The following is a 14,218-nucleotide window of genomic DNA, read 5'->3' as shown; positions in this document are numbered from 1 at the left end:
TTTTTTTTGAGCTTTATTTCAAGGCAGGTTCCCCGTTGAACCAAGAGCCCATTTCACCACGGTGATGTGGGCTTTTATGGTTGATTAGAAGAAGTTACCCGCCGGGCTGAACGCATTCGATCATCGCAAGAAAAACGTCACGGAACGCCGCTCGTCTGATGCAAAAGTGCTTCGATCGTTTATCTCCGGCTTCGCAGCGGTTATAATATGGTGACAGCATCTGACAATACTTCACAAACAAACGTAAGAAGGACGGATGATAACTTGAAGAAACATCAATGGATGGCTACGCTGCTCTCTCTGATATGCACCGGGCTCGGGATGTTTTATATCGGGACGCCGGGCATGATCATAGGCGGAATGCTGCTCATGGCGCTGCAGGGAGCGGCTTTGTTTATTTTTTTCATGACACTGGGATACTTGGGCTTGATTATCGGTCCGCTAGCTATTGGGCTTCATATTATAGGTTTGATCATACCGGTCATCTACTTCAGCTACCGATCGCCCAGGAAACCGATGTTCGACGAGAAGCGGCGGCGTCAGCTCGCCTCCCCTTGGAAAATCGTCGTGCGGACGATCATCGGACTGGCCCTGTTCGCAGGGTCGATTTACGCCGGGTACACCTGGGGATCCGCCCCGTTCATGAAGACGGCTGCAGAGAAACGCGAGGTTCAGGAAGCGGCGGAGTCCTATCTGGAACAGAAGTACAACGAACCCTTTAAGGTCACGGACGTGGATTATACCTGGGCCATAGGCTCGTATAATCTTACGGCCCATCCGGAGCAGGCGCCAGAGCTTGAATTTACGCTGAGCAGCAATGAAGCCAGCCCTCCCGTCATATCCAATGATACCTACCTGAACCGGCTCTGGGGACAGCAGCTGAGGGACCGGCTGAAACCTCTGCTGGATGAGCTTTATCCGGACCAGGCGTTTGGGGAGGCGTTTGTCTTCGCAGGTAGCGACACGGTAGAGCGTGATTATAGCCAACTGGCGAATAACGCCGATGGCGATGTCAGCCAGAACATAAGACTGATCGTATTCGCGGATTTGACGGCGGATAATCTGGCGCAGGAGAAGGAACGGGTGCTGGAGCTGATTCGGCGGCTGCCTTCGGTGACGGTGCCGGGGGAGACGGATCTTACCATCGATTATTACGCTGCGGATTTGAAGACGCCGGAGAGCGTGAAGAAGGTGGAGCAGGATATCGATTATATGAAGGGGAAAACCAGTATCTACAGCTTCAGGGTATTCGACATTTCGGACATTGCGTCCGCGGATGACATCGAGATCAAAGGGCTGGAATGAGGATTTTGCTGGAGTATAAATTGATTCTAGATTCAGAAGCCAGGCGGAGTGGATAACTCCGCCTGGCTTCTTGCTGATGAATCATGATCCAACATATGAAGGGAGCCTTCGTTAATGCAGGGACAGCTGGATGCTGCGTCCTTTCGGCGTCTTCGTCATGGTCAGCTTTAAGTTCAAGGCCTTGGCCATGTCGCGGACAGGGACGTAGAGGGTGTTCTTTATGAACAGGGGACCGTCGTATTTGCTCTTGTCCAGCTTGCAGTGGTCCGATTCTTCGGCACACAGCCTCGCCGGTTTATAAATGTCGATATCGTTCACGCTCATCTCTTGCGTAGCCCGCCGTACGATCGTATATCCCCAGCTGTCATTTCCCCATACCGATACTGGGGGACCGCTTGCCGCTTTCAGGTCATATTGATGAAAGTTGTCCAGCTCCTCCTGCATCGTATACGAGATTTCGTATCCCATTGCATCGGCTAAGGATTTGAGCGGAACGTACGCCTTGCCTTTGCGAACATGGACGTCCTTTATATGGGTGCCGCCGACGTTTACGTAATAGCCTTCCGCTTCGTTAGCGGCTGCTTGCTCGCCCTGCCAGATGAGGGAAGCGGCTAACAGGACGCTGGTCAGCGCGAAGAGCGATATCCTTCTGAATTTCTCGATCGTCATAACCTCCTTGCATACCGAATGGGTGTAGGCAGCCGAATGGGGAGCCTATCTACTATATAGACTCTTTTTCTGATCCATTGGTTAGCCCGTTTTCGTAAGAAAATAAGGACAAGCCTGCGAATGTAAGCTCTTTAGGAACCTTGATTCAGGCTGGCCCGCAGCTGTCAGCAAGGAATCCAGCACCGCTAGGATCCGGTATTGCGCCATTATGGGGAAGCCGATGGGGGAGGCAGAGAGCATGCATGATAAAAGGACGGACCAAGCTGATGCGCTTGATCCGTCCTTTTATTGAAGGGCTTCTTATGTCATGGAGAAGCACCTATGCATAGGGTGGAACCGGCCTCGCATTACATGCTCACGGTATTCCGGGCATCCCGGTAACCGGACAGCTTGTTAACGAAGAAGGTGATCAGGAACGAACAGAGCAGGCTGGCCGCCATCGAGATCAGGAAGCCCATCGTGTTATTCGATGTAATGGGCCCGATGAAGGAGGGCACATAGGCCGTCCCCCGGACCCCGAACAAACCGACGAGCATGCCGCCAAGTCCAGCCGAGGCAATCGCTCCGGCAAATACAAGCTTGTTCGAAAACATGAACGGATAGGCGGCCTCAACGAAGGTGCCAAACCCCATGTTGATGGCGAATCCGGGGGCTGCGACGGCGGCTTCTCCCTTATCCCGCGGAGCGATAATATTGGCTAGCGTGATGCCTGCGGATACCATCACCAAGCCGACCATATCGACCGCGCCGAGGAAGCTGTTGCTGGTTGTTTCCATCTCCAGCAGCACAATCGGCAGGATGGCCGCATGATAGACGCCGCCGATGATGGCGGGCCAGATCAGCAGGCCGGCAATCAATCCAGCCATGGCGGGGCTCCAGGAGACAAGCGTCTCGATCAGGAAGCGGATGCCTTGCCCTGCGCTCAGCGCAATCGGCGCAATGAGGAAGTAGACCAGCAAACCGGCAATCAGTCCCGACACGCCGCCGGCAACAATGTTGACCGTCGTAGCGGGGAAACGCCACTCCACGCATTGGCGGAATATGTAATGGACGATAATGCCTGCGCCGATCCCGCCGATGATGCCGCCGATAATTCCTCCTTCAACAGACAGAACGCCTGCCACGATGCCCGCCACGATGGACACCTCGTCCAACTCGGAGACCTGTTTGGCCGCAATGACCGCAACGATGACCGGCAGCGCCTTAATCAGCAGGTCAAACACTTCGGTCAACGAAGATAACCCCGGGATTTTGCTGACCGCCAGGATCAGGGCCATGCCGATGAAACCGGGGAGGGACGCCATCATGATGCCCCGAATATTGATTCTTCGCCATGGAGATGAGCTGCCGGACGCCGCATGGATATTGGCGGACGCATTCCCGATGACCGGCCGGTACGTAAGCCGCCAATGCTTGCTGAGGGAAGTGACAAAGGTGACCGCACGCGTTCTGTTGGTGGTTCCGGTTGTGCCCGAAGCCGCAATGACATGCGCGCCTTTGGTTTGGATGATGGCCATGGAGGTTCCGCCCGTACCGGTCACCGGCAGGCGGAATTTGGCAGCGGCCTCAATGGCATGCCGGTTGCTGCCCTCCGGGTCGGCGCTCATGACGATGATGCCGTCAATTTCGCCGAGTTCAATCTGCTCGGCAATCTCCCGGTCCAGCCGCTCGGCCGCCTGATTGACCTGCTGAAGGGTGCCTTCAGCGACAATGATGGGCTCTCCTTGGGAAGAGCTCCAGCTGTAAAGAGCCGCGGGCGTCGTATCCTTGGCTGCGTCCATGGAGACCTGGGCGGCGATAAACTGCAGGGCCCCGCAGGACAGGCCGGCGCTATCGAGCTGCATCAATATCTCATCCAGCAGTTTGCGCGGGTCTTTGCCGCCGAGATTGTACAGATTGCCGCCGCTGCTTCCGATGATGGCGATTTGACGATTCATGACTTGCTGCCCCCAATACGTTAGAAATAAGATAATTTCTATATTACAGCAGAGTTATAACTTGTTAAAGTGTTAAAATGCGATCCTGCCAAATCAAAAGCCGCCAGGCATACCCGGTAAGGGCTGCATGGCGGCTTAGTCATCTAGTTGTCTATTCGTTGCTTTCGCTGGCCGCTGCAACGGCAGAGGCTTCCTCCGCCGCTTCTTCAGGCGTTTCTTTGACGATTTGCAGCTTCGTATAGCGGTGGGTCTTCTTCTCGATGACGGTGAACGTCAGGTCATTGTACCTCCACGTATCGCCTTTGGCGAGTTCGGAGTTATGACCGTACAGCCAGCCGCCGATCGTATCCAGGTCATCGGTGCTCAGGTCCGTATGAAGCAGGTCGTTGATCCGGTTAATGGATACCTTGCCGTCTGCGATGATGCGGTTCGGCTCAGGCTGGGTCAGCTCGCGCTCTTCATCCTCGTCGAATTCGTCGCGGATTTCGCCGACGATCTCCTCCAAAATATCCTCAATGGTGATCATGCCGGACGTACCGCCGTATTCGTCGATCAGGATGGCCATATGCGTGCCTTCCTGCTGCATTTTTCGAAGCAGCTTCTTGATCGGGATCGCTTCGGATACCGTCATGGCCGGATGAATCAGCTTGGTCAAGTCGATATTGGAATTGTCATCGAACTCCAGGAAGAACTGTTTGGTGTTCACCATGCCGACGATCTGATCCTTGTCTCCGCGGACAACCGGGAACCGGGTGTACTGCTCGCGCTTGATAATCTGCAGGTTGGCGGCAAGCGGCTTGTCAACATACAGACAGATCATGTCGGTACGAGGTACCATAATCTCTTTGGCAAGCATATCGTCAAAAGCAAAAATTCGGCTTACATAACCGTATTCGGCTTGGTTAATCTTTCCGCTCTCATAGCTGTCGCTGAGAATCATGCGGAGTTCTTCTTCCGAGTGAGCCTCTTCATGTTCACTTGCCGGATGCATGCCGAACAGGCGAACGATTTTATTGGCCGATCCGTTCAAGAGCCAGATGAACGGGTACATAATCCGGTTGAACCATATGATCGGCGTCGCGCAGAGGAACGACACGGCTTCAGCTTTATTGATAGCGATCGTTTTCGGTGCAAGTTCACCGATAACGACGTGAATGTAAGTCATGATAATAAATGCAAGCAGGAATGAAATCAGCGATGCGATTGCCGCAGGAATGGCAAGGCTGTCAAACACCGGGTGCAGAATCTTCTCGATGGTCGGTTCCCCGAGCCAACCGAGACCGAGCGCCGTGATGGTAATCCCGAGCTGACACGCGGACAGATATCCGTCGAGATTCGAAGTTACCTTTTTAACGGCAAGAGCGCCTTTGCGCCCTTCCATCACCAATTGGTCTACCCGGCTGGGACGAAGTCTTATGATAGCAAATTCCGTCATAACGAAAAAAGCGGTAGCTGCGATAAGTACAGCGACTAGGAATAAATTCAAGCCTATATTGTCGTCCAAACAAAACACATCCTTTTTGTTATCTGATCTGAATTAGTTTTTTAATAACCAACGTTTACTATGCATGGCTGTCAACATAATTCGATCGAAACTTCAAAGGTTCTAGCAGCATGTGCTTGAGGAGCAAAAACATATCGGTATCCGTGTTGCATGTAACGTTATGCAAGGAAAGCAGAGACACATGGCGTTTCGACTCCAGCATCAACCGAACGGGCTCCGGACTTTTGGGTACCGGCGTCGGCGCTGGAAGAGTGCCTTCAGACGCTTCCATCCCCTGCGTCGCCGCAGCGGAATCGGTGATGTCCACTAGGGGGACATTACAAACGGAAGCAATCAGCAGTAAGCCAAGTGTGGAACATATAATTCTGTTTATCCTTCGTATGGGGTCCAAGTCGGATCGTCACTCCTACAATTCGTAATCGATTTGCTCTAAAAAATATATGGCTTAATTGTCAGCGTATGAATATGAAGTGAATTGAGTAGTTGTACGTAATTTCACCACGAACGCGGTCTTCAAAACAAGGTATATTGCTATTAATCATAAGAAAAAGTAAGCCACTATGTCAAATAACAGTCGCACTCGGCTATATAAATCCTTATATATCAAGGGTTTTTGATGATCGCCAGGCATACAAAAAAAGACAACTCTCCAAGAATTCCGGAGAGTTGTCCCATGCAGCAAGGGCCTATTTATGGTATGGCAGCTGTCTGATATAACTGTCGGACAGATGAAGCAGCTGGAGCGAGCGTTCGAATTCTTCCTTGGTAGCCTGGGTCTTCTTCACGTCCGAATTCGGAAGCGGATGCTTGGTTCCGTCCTCAAAGCCGATGCCCGGAATGTACAGGGTCGTATTGTTGATGAACGTACCCGAAGGCAGATAATACCGCTCCGGCAGCAAATTATTATCGGTGTGGTTCAGCAGATCCTGGCCGAAATGAAGCTGATTGTCGATCGATACGCCAAGCAGGTTGGACACCGTCGGCAAGAGGTCGATTTGTCCGCCGACCTGCTCCTTCACTTCAGGCTGAATTCCCTCGCCATGGATGATAAGCGGAATGTTGATCATATCTCCGGAGGTATATTCGCGGCCGTAAATTTCGTGCATCAGTTCTTTATCCTTGTGGTCCAGGGAGTAAATCGGCAGTCCAAGATGATCGCCGTAGAGAACAATCAAGCTGTTATCCCATACGCCGTCTTTCTTCAGCTGCTCGATGAATTTGCCGAGCGCGTCATCGGCATAATTCTGGGAACGAATGTAGTCGCCGACAAAGGTGCCTTCATATCGCTCCGGCAGGGTCATCCGATATTTATCCTCAGGAATCGTGAACGGATGGTGAGCCGACATGGAAATGACCTGGGTATAGAAAGGTTTACCGGCATCGTTCATTTTCTTCAGCTCGGTAGCCGTTTTGGAATACAGAGCGTCATCCGAGGCGCCGAAGAACAGCTTATCGTCTTCCCCGAAGAACGCTTTATCGTAATAACGGTTGAAACCGAGCGCCTTGTACAGCTCCCCGCGGTTCCAGAACTCCACGACGTTGGTGTGGAAGGTTGCCGTATCATATCCTTCCCCTTGCAGCAGTCTCGGCAGGCTTGGCAGAACCCTGTCCGCATAATGCTGCGTAGCCGCACCCCGCGGCGGGATGTAGAAGGAAGTATTCACAACAAACTCGGCATCTGAGGTATTGCCTTGACCGACGTTCTGGTAGAAGTTCGGAAAGTAATTGCTCTCGCGGGCCAGCTTGTTGATGTTAGGCGTAATTTCCTTGCCGTCAATCTTGAGGTCGACCAAGAACTTCTGGAAGGACTCCATCTGGATGATGATCAGATTCTTCCCTTTGGCGACACCTGTGAGCAGGGCCTCCTTATCGGACGCGTTCAGGCCTTTCAATGCGTTGACTTTATCCTGGGTTATGGTTTTGGCATCCACGAGCTCTTTATTCTCCTGTTGGAAAATCGTGTAGGCCTCGTAGTTCAGAATCCCCATTTCCTGCGCCTTCACGATTTCGTTCATGCTTGCGCGGTTCGGCATGATCTGGAACAGGCACAGCATTAAAGAGACGACAAAAACAATCGGGATAATCTTGCGTTTTTCTTTTTTGGCATGCCGAATCTTCCAGTTCTTAACGCGGTCGCTGCGCCACAACAGAACGAACATCACGATGATATCCGTGAAGATCAGCAGATAGTAAGGATCCATCAAGGAGAATACGCTGTTGCTTACCGCCGTTACCTGGTTCACCTGCTCTAACGCGTGATAGGTAACGATGACACCGTAATATTTATAATACATAATGGCTGCAAAGAAGATGGCGGTCAGCAGCAGGTTAACGCTCATATAGGCCGTCAGCTTTCGCTTGGAAGCAAACCATTCGATCAAGCTGAACACAAGCCAGATAAAAGGAATTTCCGTAATCAGCGGTTTCCATGGCATGACATCATCAAAAATGACCGTCCAGGCCAGGTAGCTTTTGAGCAGCATAATAACAGAGAAAAATATAAATGGCTTCGTAATCGTTAACCGAAACCGCGAGGTGGAGAACACCTGTATCGCCTTCCTTTCAGGGCCGCCACAGACCTGTTCGCAAAACTTCGGCGGCTATTCGTTTTTTAAGAATACATAGACGTTATTCTTACTGTAGATTTACGTTCCGTATACCATTTATTTAACAAAACTAATGAACAGAATTTATTATGACCTCTTCGGAGGAGGTTGTCAAAGAGTTAAAGTAAGTCCCGAAATTTCCTATAACAACACAAAAAGACGACGAAAAAACCGGCCATCGCCGGTTTTGTCAGAGTTTTAGCAAATATTAATAAAGAAAGGACATGATCAGCGGTGCGGTTCCGAGGGTGAAGAGCGCGGCGACGATCATCGAAATGCTGGATATGGTTCCCGAGAGGGAACTGAATTCGAATGCTTTGGAGGTGCCGGTTCCGTGGGCGCTGGTCCCAAACAGAACCCCTCTCGCGATATCGCCCCGGATCCGGAAGATCCGCATGACGGCGGGTCCGATCATGGACCCGAGAATCCCGGTCATAATGACGAAGACGGCGGTCATGTTCGGCACGCCCCCGATCACCTCGGATACGTTCATGGCGATAGGCGTCGTAATGGAGCGCGGCACCAGGCTGGTAGCCAGAGAACTGTTCAGGTGCATCCATTTTGCGAGAAACGCGGAGGATAACATGGCCAGCACCGATCCCGTCAGCACGCTGAGCATAATCTCGGCCGCGTGTTTCTTCAGGGTTTGGAAGTTCTTGTACAGCGGCACGGCAAAAGCGATCGTGGCCGGTCCGAGCAGCTTGCTGATCCACTGCGCACCTTCATTGTATGATTCATAGGATACGCCCGTTTGTGTCAATATCACAACAATCAGCACCGGCGTGATCAGGAGCGGCGATAAATAAACCTTCGGCAGGCGGCGATACAGCCTTTTGGCTCCCCCGTAAATCCCGATCGTTAACAGCAGGCCGAGGATGACGGTCAGCAGGATGTTCATGGCGTTTTACGCCCCTTTCTGGATGAGATGAAGCCGGCCGTCAGCCCAGAGCTTACCATCACGATGACGGTGCTGAACAAAACGACGGCCAGAATCTGGAGCCCTTCGGTTTCCAGCATCGGGAAATATTTCATGATTCCGACCGCGGCGGGGATAAAGAACAGCAGCAGTTCGGCGAGAAGCCAATTGGCGCCAAGCTCGATCCACTCCAGACGGAGGATCTTGGTTTCGAGAAGGATAAACACAACCACGATTCCGAGAATGCTGCCTGGAATTCCTATATTCAGCCAGGCGGCCAGTTGATCCATCCCTAAGGAAAGAAGCATGAATCCGGCCACTTGAAGCGTTCCTTTCAACATGTTGACCATGACCGGCCTCCTTATTTTCATTGGTATTGAAATTTTACAACGATAATTTTCATAGGTAAAATGCATATATCGCATGATAAGTATTCCATTTATCTATACATAGCCAAAATGAAGGGAGCATCGGGAATGGACATACGGCACCTGGAGTATTTTCTTGAGGTAGCGAGGAACCAGAGCTTCACCAAGGCCGCAGAGAAGCTGTACATTACGCAGCCGACGATCAGCAAAACGATTCGCAACATGGAGGACGAGTGGGGCGTTACCTTGTTCTATCGTCAGGGTAAACGGATTGAGCTGACCGATGCCGGCCACATCATGTACCAGCAGGCCCAGCAGATGGTGGAATCCTTCCAGCGGGTATCGGCCGAGCTGGAAGATCTCATGAACCTGAAGCGCGGCCATCTGCGCATCGGGCTTCCGCCCATGGTGGGCTCAAGCTTTTTTCCCGAAGTAATCGGGCAGTTCCACCGGGAATATCCGAAGATTACCATTCAGCTGATCGAGGACGGCGCCAAGAAGGTGGAGGCGGACGTGGAGAGCGGCCAGACGGACATCGGCGTTGCCGTGCTGCCTGTCAATGAAGACGTATTCCATTACTATTCCTTCGTGAAAGAGAAGCTGAATCTGCTTCTGCATCCGTCCCATCGGTTGGCCGGAAGGGAGCATGTACACCTGAGTGAGCTTGCTGACGAGGCGTTTGTGTTGTTCCGCGAGGACTTTACGCTCCATGACCGGATTATCCGCGAGTGCGTCAGCGCCGGCTTCGAGCCGCGGGTGGTCTACGAAAGCTCGCAGTGGGATCTCATCAGCGGCATGGTTGCCGCCAATCTGGGGATTGCCCTGCTTCCCGAAACGATATGCAAAGAGATCGATTCTTCGCGCGTGACGATACTGCCGCTGGACAATCCGTCGATCCCGTGGCAGCTCGGGATGATCTGGAGAAAAGACCGCTACCTGTCCTTTGCCGTCAGGGAATGGATCAGCTTTACGCGTTCCCTGCTGGGCGAGCATGAGTAAGTTTGTTATAAATTGAAGGGCATTTCATACATTTTCACGCCTTGGACATAATATCCATAGTAAAGAGAACCCATTTACAAGATTTATAACCAAGGAGGAGTGACATTCGTGAGTGGCCAAGATCATGATGTTAATCATGGAATAAACCAAGAACGGGCAGGATACGCCGAGAATCGGGGCGAGACGGAACGCGAGGATACGCTGACCAATCGGCAGGGACATCCTATTTCGGATAATCAGAATGTGCGAACGGTCGGGAATCGGGGGCCGATGACCCTGGAGAACTATCATTTTTTGGAGAAAATCACGCATTTTGACCGCGAACGCATTCCGGAGCGCGTCGTGCATGCCAGAGGTGCGGGAGCGCACGGATATTTTGAAGCGTACGGGAAAGTAGGCGACGAGCCGGTTTCGAAGTATACCCGGGCCAAGCTGTTCCAGGTCGAAGGCAAGCGCACGCCGGTATTTGTCAGGTTCTCAACCGTAATCCACGGTTCCGGCTCGCCTGAAACGCTTCGGGATCCGCGTGGGTTCGCCGTGAAATTCTACACCGAGGAAGGCAACTGGGACCTGGTCGGCAACAACCTGAAAATATTCTTTATCCGCGATCCGCTCAAATTCCCGGATATGGTCCATGCGTTCAAGCCGGATCCGGTATCCAACGTTCCGGGTCCCGTAGGCATGTTCGATTTCGTTTCCCGTTCCCCGGAAGCGACGCATATGATCACGTTTGTGTATTCCCCTTGGGGCATCCCGGCCAACTATCGCCAAATGCAGGGCTCCGGCGTGAATACATATAAATGGGTCAATGCAGAAGGCACCGGCGTGCTCGTCAAATATCATTGGGAGCCGCTGAAGCAGGGGATTAAGAATCTTACGCAGGAAGAGGCGAACAAGATTCAGGGCATGAATGACAGCCATGCGACGCAGGACCTGTACGAAGCCATTGAACGCGGGGATTTCCCGGAGTGGGAGCTGTGCGTGCAGATTATGAGCGACGACGAGCATCCCGAGCTGGAATTCGATCCGCTGGATCCGACGAAGCTGTGGCCCGAGGATCAGTTCCCGTTCCTGAAGGTAGGCAAAATGGTGCTGAACAAAAATCCGGAGAACTACTACAACGAAGTGGAGCAGGCGGCCTTCGGCACGGGCGTGCTGGTTGACGGGCTTGATTTCTCGGACGACAAGCTGCTGCAGGGGCGTACCTTCTCCTACTCGGATACCCAGCGGCACCGCGTGGGCACGAACTACCTGCAGCTGCCGATCAATGCGCCGAAGAAACGGGTCGCTACCAATCAGCGGGGCGGGCAAATGTCCTTTTTCGTGGATAAGGCGCCTGGTCAAAGCCCGCATGTGGATTACGAGCCGTCCATGACGGATGGGCTGGTGGAAGCATCGCAGACGGCGAAGCCGCATCAGCCGCATTACGATGCCAACCTCGTGCGGCAGAAGCTGGATCGCACGCTGGATTTCAAGCAGGCCGGGGATACGTACAGAGCGTTTGAGGATTGGGAGCGAAACGACCTGATCAACAACCTCGTGGGTGCGCTGATCCAATGCGATATCCGGATTCAAGACAAGATGGTGGAATATTTCACGAATGCGGACGAGGACTATGGGCGCCGCGTGCGGGAAGGACTCGAGCAGGCAAGGAAGGGCTCGAACGAGACCGTCCGGGAGCAGGCCGTAGAGGATGCAAACCGTATGGGCCACGAGGCAGACCCTTATTGATGCTTTGCCGGCCTTAGAGACGCCGTCCCGCAAACGCGGACAGCACGGAATGGCGAAGCCGCCTGCACAAGAATGACGTGCAGGCGGCTTTCCCTTATATGGTTGTAAAATATTTGCGGAATGTTAAGATGTTGCAAGGAAACCAAGCGATACATATCGAATCAACATAGAACCATGGGAAGAGGAGGCTTGCGTTATGGCAATACAAGCGGGAATCATCGGCTACGGCTTGTCCGGGTCGGTGTTTCATGCACCTATCCTTAGAAGCGTGCCGGATTACAGGGTGCACACGGTTGTATCATCGGATCCGGACAAGGTCCACCAGGATATGCCCGATACGGCCGTTGTCGACAGCGTGGATGAGCTCTTGTCCAATCCGGATATCGATGTTGTCATCATTACGAGTCCGAATGCAACGCATTATGAATATACCCGGTTAGCCATCGAGGCCGGAAAGCATGTGGTCGTCGAGAAGCCGTTTACCGTAACATCCGCCGAAGCGGACGAGCTGATTGATCTGGCCAAGCAGAAGGGCGTGCTGCTGACGGTGTACCACAACCGCCGCTGGGACAATGATTTTCTGACCGTCCGCAATCTGCTGGAGACGGGAGCCTTAGGCAAGCTTTCCATCTATCAGTCGCAGTTCAGCCGCTACCGTCCGGAAGTTCAGTCGGAGCGGTGGAGGGAGCAAGCGATGGCCGGATCCGGGATCTTGTATGACTTAGGTTCGCATTTGATCGATCAGGCGCTGTTCCTGTTCGGCCTGCCGGAGACGCTCTGGGCGGACTTGAGAACGGAGCGCAAAGGGTCCAAAGCCCACGATTATTTTCATTTGGTGCTGGGTTATAAGACGTTTCGCGTCATTCTGCATTCCGGTTCGCTGGTACGGCAGGCAGGGCCGAAATTCGAGCTGCATGGCGATAAGGGAAGCTTCCTGAAATATGGAACGGATCCGCAGGAAGGCCAGCTGAAGCAGGGCATGCATCCCGGGGACGCGGGCTGGGGCGAAGACCAGCCGGACCAATACGGGGAGCTGGCTACCGAGCTGAGCGGGCTGGCGGTGCAAGGGGAGATTGAGACGCTGCCGGGACGCTATCAAGCTTTTTACCAGGGATTGGCCGAAGCGATCCTTAAAGGCGGTTCGCTGCCTGTCCAGCCTGAAGAAGCCCGCAATGTCATTCGGATGATCGAATATGCGCTGCAGAGCCATCAGAAGGGCCGGTTGATCAAGATCACGTAAACATGCCGCCGCATCCGAAACCAGGACTGTCCTGGATTGACACATAGTTTGCTCCGATTTGTGGGATATTAGGTGATGCCACCCTTGGTACGTCTTTCATCAGGGGAGTCGATCCATATCACAACAATGAAGGAGAGAGAACGGATATGAAGAAACGTGGTATCCTTCGGCCGGCCCTTATGCTTCTTGTGAGCCTGGCGGTGACGCTGTCCATCTCCGGAGCTGCTTTGGCAGGCGGAAGCGGTCCGTTTCACTTTGGATTTAAGAAAAGCGTCAACGGCCAGCTGCCCTCGATCAATGAGGAGGGCTTCAAGGAGCTTCTGCAAAAATACGATGCGGTCTTCATGGGCGATGCCGAGCAAAAGGAGCTTTATCTTACGTTTGATAACGGGTATGAGAACGGGTATACCTCCCGTATTCTGGATACGCTTAAAGAGAAGAAGGTGCCTGCCACCTTTTTCGTGACCGGACATTACGTGAAGACACAGGAAGATCTGCTGAAACGGATGACGGCGGAAGGCCATATTATCGGCAACCATTCCTGGAATCACCCGGACGTGACCACGATCTCGGCAGAGAAGCTGACCGAGGAGCTGGAACGGGTGAAGAAGGAGGTAATGCGCATCACCGGCCAGCCGGACATGAAATATTTGCGCACGCCCCGCGGCATCTTCGATGAGCGGTCCCTGGCGACCAGCAAGCAGCTGGGGTACACCAATGTCTTCTGGTCGCTCGCGTATATGGATTGGGACGTGAAGTCCCAGCGCGGCGCGCAGTATGCTTACGATAAAGTGACCGCGCAGCTCCACCCCGGCGCCGTAATCCTGCTGCACTCCATCTCCAAGGACAACACGGAGGCGCTGGGACGGATCATTGACGAAGCAAGGAACCGGGGCTACGAGTTCAAGAGCCTCGATCAGATGCAAAAGAAATCCCCGTAAGC

The 14,218-nt window shown here is 53.0% G+C and carries 11 protein-coding genes; 5 read left to right on the top strand and 6 right to left on the bottom strand.

Annotated elements, in window-relative coordinates; genetic code table 11:
* The first annotated feature begins 264 nt into the window (after positions 1-264).
* Positions 265-1,305 (top strand): hypothetical protein, encoded by a 1,041-nt coding sequence (locus RB298_RS05710; protein ID WP_486046285.1) that lies wholly within the window; start codon positions 265-267, stop codon positions 1,303-1,305.
* Positions 1,306-1,416: 111 nt separating this feature from the next.
* Here the strand turns inward: RB298_RS05710 and RB298_RS05705 are convergent, their stop codons facing one another.
* The 6 genes from RB298_RS05705 to RB298_RS05680 form a co-directional block, all read right to left on the bottom strand.
* Positions 1,417-1,974 (bottom strand): hypothetical protein, encoded by a 558-nt coding sequence (locus RB298_RS05705; protein ID WP_096775790.1) that lies wholly within the window; start codon positions 1,972-1,974, stop codon positions 1,417-1,419.
* Between the two features lie 347 nt (positions 1,975-2,321).
* Positions 2,322-3,911, bottom strand: coding sequence for a PTS sugar transporter (locus RB298_RS05700; protein WP_096775791.1), 1,590 nt, complete (start codon positions 3,909-3,911; stop codon positions 2,322-2,324).
* A 151-nt stretch (positions 3,912-4,062) separates the two neighbouring features.
* Positions 4,063-5,415 (bottom strand): hemolysin family protein, encoded by a 1,353-nt coding sequence (locus RB298_RS05695; protein ID WP_096775792.1) that lies wholly within the window; start codon positions 5,413-5,415, stop codon positions 4,063-4,065.
* Between the two features lie 686 nt (positions 5,416-6,101).
* Positions 6,102-7,961 (bottom strand): LTA synthase family protein, encoded by a 1,860-nt coding sequence (locus RB298_RS05690; protein WP_486046282.1) that lies wholly within the window; start codon positions 7,959-7,961, stop codon positions 6,102-6,104.
* Between the two features lie 268 nt (positions 7,962-8,229).
* Entirely contained in the window at positions 8,230-8,919 is a 690-nt protein-coding gene (locus RB298_RS05685; protein WP_009590333.1) for a CidB/LrgB family autolysis modulator, read from the bottom strand.
* Positions 8,916-9,287, bottom strand: coding sequence for a CidA/LrgA family protein (locus tag RB298_RS05680; protein ID WP_096775795.1), 372 nt, complete (start codon positions 9,285-9,287; stop codon positions 8,916-8,918). Before RB298_RS05680 ends, RB298_RS05685 begins: the two co-directional genes overlap by 4 nt.
* 126 nt (positions 9,288-9,413) lie before the next feature.
* Between RB298_RS05680 and cidR the strand changes: the two genes are divergently transcribed.
* The 4 genes from cidR to pdaA all read left to right on the top strand — a co-directional run bounded on the left by cidR (position 9,414) and on the right by pdaA (position 14,216).
* On the top strand, positions 9,414-10,304 hold the full coding sequence (cidR, locus tag RB298_RS05675; RefSeq protein ID WP_096775796.1) for a cidABC operon transcriptional activator CidR: 891 nt from the start codon (positions 9,414-9,416) through the stop codon (positions 10,302-10,304).
* Positions 10,305-10,412: 108 nt separating this feature from the next.
* Positions 10,413-12,035, top strand: a complete 1,623-nt coding sequence (locus tag RB298_RS05670) for a catalase (protein WP_375121520.1) — start codon at positions 10,413-10,415, stop codon at positions 12,033-12,035.
* Between the two features lie 196 nt (positions 12,036-12,231).
* Positions 12,232-13,275 (top strand): oxidoreductase, encoded by a 1,044-nt coding sequence (locus tag RB298_RS05665; protein ID WP_192570348.1) that lies wholly within the window; start codon positions 12,232-12,234, stop codon positions 13,273-13,275.
* 146 nt (positions 13,276-13,421) lie between these two features.
* Positions 13,422-14,216, top strand: a complete 795-nt coding sequence (gene pdaA, locus RB298_RS05660) for a delta-lactam-biosynthetic de-N-acetylase (RefSeq protein ID WP_096775799.1) — start codon at positions 13,422-13,424, stop codon at positions 14,214-14,216.
* The last annotated feature ends 2 nt before the right edge of the window (positions 14,217-14,218 follow it).

The sequence above is a fragment of the Priestia sp. BR_2 genome, from assembly GCF_041954005.1.
Classification (GTDB): Bacteria; Bacillota; Bacilli; order Paenibacillales; family Paenibacillaceae; genus Paenibacillus_AQ; species Paenibacillus_AQ lautus_A.
Note: the sequence above shows the minus strand (reverse complement) of the source record. Positions and strands in the feature narration are given on the sequence as shown.